Origin of the sequence: Escherichia sp. E4385, assembly GCF_963883145.1 — a bacterium.
In the GTDB taxonomy this organism is placed as follows: domain Bacteria; phylum Pseudomonadota; class Gammaproteobacteria; order Enterobacterales; family Enterobacteriaceae; genus Escherichia.
The window spans coordinates 1-4426 of the sequence record NZ_CAWOOJ010000035.1 but is presented as its reverse complement, the minus strand read 5'-3'; the positions used below and the strand labels follow the sequence as shown (position 1 = coordinate 4426).

The 4426-nt window shown below is 48.7% G+C and carries 9 protein-coding genes and 1 pseudogene; all 10 read right to left on the bottom strand.

All coding sequences use genetic code 11. The features are described 5' to 3' along the window. Window positions 1-129: 129 nt before the first annotated feature. On the bottom strand, window positions 130-630 hold the full coding sequence (locus AACS80_RS23745) for a DUF551 domain-containing protein (RefSeq protein WP_135410063.1): 501 nt from the start codon (window positions 628-630) through the stop codon (window positions 130-132). 1 nt (window position 631) lies between these two features. Further along, window positions 632-850 carry a DUF4014 family protein gene (locus AACS80_RS23740; RefSeq protein ID WP_135410064.1) on the bottom strand — a complete coding sequence of 73 codons (219 nt, stop codon included), beginning with the start codon at window positions 848-850 and terminating at the stop codon, window positions 632-634. 192 nt (window positions 851-1042) lie between these two features. Further along, complete coding sequence (locus tag AACS80_RS23735) at window positions 1043-1219, bottom strand: hypothetical protein (RefSeq protein ID WP_171021455.1); 177 nt, start codon at window positions 1217-1219, stop codon at window positions 1043-1045. A 251-nt stretch (window positions 1220-1470) separates the two neighbouring features. Beyond that, window positions 1471-1734, bottom strand: a pseudogene (locus AACS80_RS23730) (DUF551 domain-containing protein); the annotation flags it as partial. Window positions 1735-1831: 97 nt separating this feature from the next. Next, window positions 1832-2188, bottom strand: a complete 357-nt coding sequence (locus tag AACS80_RS23725) for a hypothetical protein (RefSeq protein WP_135410066.1) — start codon at window positions 2186-2188, stop codon at window positions 1832-1834. After that, window positions 2166-2807, bottom strand: a complete 642-nt coding sequence (locus tag AACS80_RS23720) for an ead/Ea22-like family protein (protein ID WP_205713199.1) — start codon at window positions 2805-2807, stop codon at window positions 2166-2168. The genes AACS80_RS23725 and AACS80_RS23720 overlap by 23 nt, the downstream gene beginning before the upstream one ends. After that, the gene (locus AACS80_RS23715) at window positions 2794-3060 is read right to left on the bottom strand and encodes a hypothetical protein (RefSeq protein ID WP_135410067.1); all 267 of its coding nucleotides are present in this window, start codon (window positions 3058-3060) and stop codon (window positions 2794-2796) included. The genes AACS80_RS23720 and AACS80_RS23715 overlap by 14 nt, the downstream gene beginning before the upstream one ends. Continuing rightward, a complete protein-coding gene (locus tag AACS80_RS23710) occupies window positions 3057-3263 on the bottom strand; it encodes a hypothetical protein (protein WP_135410068.1) in 207 nt (68 codons plus the stop codon). Before AACS80_RS23710 ends, AACS80_RS23715 begins: the two co-directional genes overlap by 4 nt. Continuing rightward, window positions 3250-3999: a DUF1627 domain-containing protein gene (locus tag AACS80_RS23705; RefSeq protein WP_135410069.1), complete on the bottom strand. Its 750-nt coding sequence runs from the start codon at window positions 3997-3999 to the stop codon at window positions 3250-3252. Before AACS80_RS23705 ends, AACS80_RS23710 begins: the two co-directional genes overlap by 14 nt. A 22-nt stretch (window positions 4000-4021) precedes the next feature. Next, on the bottom strand, window positions 4022-4426 hold a 405-nt coding region (locus tag AACS80_RS23700; protein ID WP_171021454.1), incomplete at its 5' end, for an ATP-binding protein.

Below are 4426 nucleotides of genomic sequence, written 5' to 3'. Positions count from 1 at the left end.
AAGCACCCGCAGCAATTCTACTTAACTATCCTTTTCCCGCAAATCGTTTTTATCCCCAGCGGCAAATCGAATACACCACCAGCGCCACCACCATTGCAATTCCTACCGTTGTGAATGCTTCAGGCCAGGTCATTGATTCACCTCCTGCGGCGGTTCTGGTAGAGGCATCCAATTGATTACATCGCATTCAGGGATACTGATATCATCACCAAGCCACCCTTGACCTTCAGACCAGCATTGCACGTAATACCCGTATTCTGTGTTCACTACGCACCACTGCGCGTCGTTCGGCATTCGCTCACTACGGCTTATCCAACCATCCGGAGTTACCGAAATTGGCGGCGCGGCATATAGCTTACGGGTCTGAACACCTGCCCCCTGACATTTCTCTTCCTCAACAAATCCTTCGTAAACGCATTCTCCGCAATCTTCCCATTCTCCCCATTCATCATATTCTGCATCCCACTGGCGATACTGATATGCCACTGGCTCTGCTTCCAACGATGCCAGCGCAATACGAAACACATTGGCAAGCAGGCTGTTTGAGGATTGGTTATCGTGCGCCGAATCGCTCAGAAAACCAGTGATGAATGATTTAATCTCTGCGCTTTCTCTGGTAATAGTTGCCATATCAGTTTTCCTTATACGGATTAATTTTATTGTGCAGTGTGTTGAACGACGCCCATACCACGTCGTTATACAATTCAATAACTGGCTCAATTATTTTCCCGATTACCCAGACAAAAATTAGCGGGAATATCGGTGTCATCAACACGATAAACAGAATGAGAAACAGGAATTCTGTTGCTCTGCTCTTTCGCGGATAATTTTTCCTGAATAGTGTAGTCATATCACTCCCATTTAATTTGCTTAGAACTGTGATTTCTCCAGCGGTTTTGTGCCGCGCTGGGCTTTTTGCAACAGCTGTGACCCATCACCCCGCAACACCCCGTCAACCTCACTCGTCTGTTACTAATCCTCAACCATCGCCAGACCCCAACACCGTTTCTGCGAGCTAACAGAATCTTTGCTTTACGGTTTTTCATCGTTTTGCTCTCCTGCGTTTCTTTGCTGCACGTCGTGCCGCTGCAATACCTGTATGGCGGCGCTTTGGTGCCGGGATGCCGCCATCAGTAGTAAAAAAATGCGATTTTATGAGTGACATATCCGCCCAAAGGCGGATCGGGTGCGGTAATAAGCCAACAAATGCCACCTGCATTACGCATTCTCCTTGCGCAGTTGCTTATTAACGTAATCCACAATTTCAGATGACAGTTCAAACGGCGATTTCATCGCGTCAATATCCAGGTTTCTGTCAATATGTCGTATTAAATCGTTCAGGGTTTCAGCACGGATTCCAGATTCAGAAATGCTGTTTTTGCGGCGATCCTGAAGTTCAATCAGGAACTGCCGTAAGAGCGTCCACCACTCGCTGTCTACAACCGGCTCTGCTTCCAGCGACACTACCGGTCTATCAGGTAGCACTGGCGGGGCGGCGAATAGTGGTTTAGGTGATATCTCCGCACGTTTTGCATATGCTTCAACTGTGTCAGGATTAAACAGGATTATGTTTTCTCCGCATACCCACGCTATCGGTTCTGCTTCCAGCGATGCCAGTGCAATTTTGAATAACTCGCCCTCTACCCGTGCCATCCCTGAATTGGGGTGGCATTTCGCAATCGCTATTTTTAATTTGGCTTCTTCGATTAATTGCTCTTTGGTTAATTCTGTCATTTTTCATTACCGCCCTTTCGGGCGGCCTCCTGATGTTTTGAGGGTGAAGAAATCCCTCCGGTTAAGGATTAAACTTTATTTACAGCACTAAATTTAATTATTCAGTTCTGGATTTTGTCGCTCTGCGTATCCGCGCTTTCGCGTTACGCTCAATCTGAATTAGCTTTTCTATATTTTTTCGCCTTTCCTGTTCCTCCTGGAGCAATAGCCTTACATCATCTGCCAGTCTGGTTTCTCTTTTCGCCACAGAGAGCATCCAGTCAAATGGCTCCACAACTGCACCGCAGATTTTACAGCGGACCTGACGCTCTTTTTCGTCAACCCGGACAGAGGCATGATGGCAATATGGTCTTTCCGATGGCTCATAAAGAAAATTAACCTGATTACGTGGGTCATCCTCTTTTACCGGAAATAAAACAATATTACTTAACTCATCTTCTGGTTTTATTTCCATGCTCTTCTCCTTTGATGTGAATGCCAGCGTCAAACATCATATGCAGCTCTCCTTTGCGAAGCTGGGCGGCTAACTCATCACATATGTGCGTCAAAGAGCAAAGTTTGATTGATGGGTGTTCGCGCATCATCTCTACCCCCTGCGCCCTTACTTCAGCCAAAAAAGCATCGGTGGCTGGAATGGGCTTTTGTGGTGATATAGCAATACGAATTGTCTCAAGGTCCGGATCTGTTTCCGCTTTTGGCACCTTGATATACCCCAGTTGCACCCCTTTCATGATGAACCTGCGGCGGTCCTCACACATCACCTTCAGTCTCGCATTCTCCGCTGCCAGCGCCGCAAGATTAGTCTCCATCTCTGCAATGCGTTTGCTTTGGGCTTCCCGCTCATCCAGCAGTGCCTGCACTACTGCAGGGTTGAAAGCTGCGATATAACGAGCGTTGTTCTCTGCGTTTTTCTGTCCGTCAAAGCCGGTCCATTTGATAACGTCTTCACATCGTTTATCACCGGGCGTATGCACCGCATACGTACCAGTACCCGTCGAAATAAATGCGACCCATTCGCCCTGTGTTGCCTGTTTTGCTATCTCACGTAGTACCTGGTAGTTAATTTTGCTCACTGGTTGCCTCCGCTTCCCACGTTTTCAGACTTTCACCACAGAACGGGCAAAATGAAATTCGAATCGGCGATTTAGAAAACTCGCCTGACCGCAGCATGATCAGGTCTTGTGAATGAATTAATTCATGGTTATAGATTTTGTATATCAGCAAACCTTTTCGCGTCGTGTATTCAGCATCATGCTCAAGGGATTTTGCCAGGGCCGTACACGGTTCTATCTTGTTGCCATAAACCTGGCATTTTGATTCACTCATTGCTTGAATCCCTCCCGAAGCTGTTCTGCACAGTGCAGCAACGCATCAGTCGCTTCTTTCACCGTAACGAGACCGCCATCGTCCAGTCCTGCAATTTTTGCGTGCCTGACAAACGCCGCGCAAAGGTCGTTAAACGCCCCAGCCCGCACATCCGCCAAGAAAGCGTTAGCAGCAGCCAATTCCTGGTAGTCAATCTTGCTCACTGGTTGCCTCCTGGCAAAGCTGGGCGATAATATCCCGGTGCTTGTTCAACTCTCGCAGCGCGGCGCAGACACGCTCCCACTTCTGGACATGGCCTTTCGCCCGACGCAGTTCGCGGCTTGCCAGATGCAGCGATGGCAGAACGAGGTCATCCGCTCGCGTTTCGGTAAACGATGGCAGCGACTGCACAATGTCTGCTACAGTTTCTTCGCTCTGCTCATGTCTTTTTGTTGGCGAAAAACGATTGCGATCGCTCTGTTTTTCGTTTTTGTCAGCGTCCGAGCCCACTTGCACCAGTGCAGTACTTTGCGCGCTCATATCGTTAATTTTTTCGCCCGGTATGCAGTAACGAAATTTACCGTTCTGATTAACGCGAATCAGACGACCTTTGCTGATTGCCATTGCCAGCGTTGAAGCCACTTTGCGGGATGTTGTACCGAACAGCGTAGCCAGTTCATCCGCCGTTTGTGGGCCACGTTGTTCAATCGTCGAAGTTAAATCGCTCTCCGAAATTTTCGTCACTGTTGCCGTAGTGGTTTCTTCCGGCAGTGCTGGCTGTTCCTGCTGAACGTTGTTATCAGCCACACGCCAGGTGTATACGCTTTTATCAACGAAGCCAGCCTTTTTCAGTTCCCACAGCTCGTTCAGCACTTCTTCACGACTGATATCAAGTCGCGCTGCCAGTTCTACCGACGTGGCTTTTCCCATTGCTTTCAGTGCATCAAAAACGGTTTCCATTAAAATTTCCTCCCGGTAAAAATTACTTTTCAATTCCTGGCTGACCAACATTCGGGCGCCAGCTCTCCCAGTTAAAAATCACCCAGCGCCCGCCGTTCATGGTCATGCGATCCATAATCCTCTCGCCGAGCAATGTTTTCATGGCCTCATAGTTCAGGTTTGTCAGCATCCCCACGCTGCGCATCGACGCTGTCCGGCGATCAACAATCTGGTGCAGCACCACCTGCTCGTTTTTTGTCTCGCGCTGAATGCCAATTTCATCAAGAACCAGCAGATCCACTTCGCACAGTTCCCGCAAAAATTTTTCGCCTGATTGCCCGTCGTCATAGCTGGCGTGTAGAGCACTCATGACATCAGCCACGGTAACCACAATCACTGTCTGGCCATCTTTCAGCAGGCGATTCCCGATAGCCGCCGCCAGATGGTT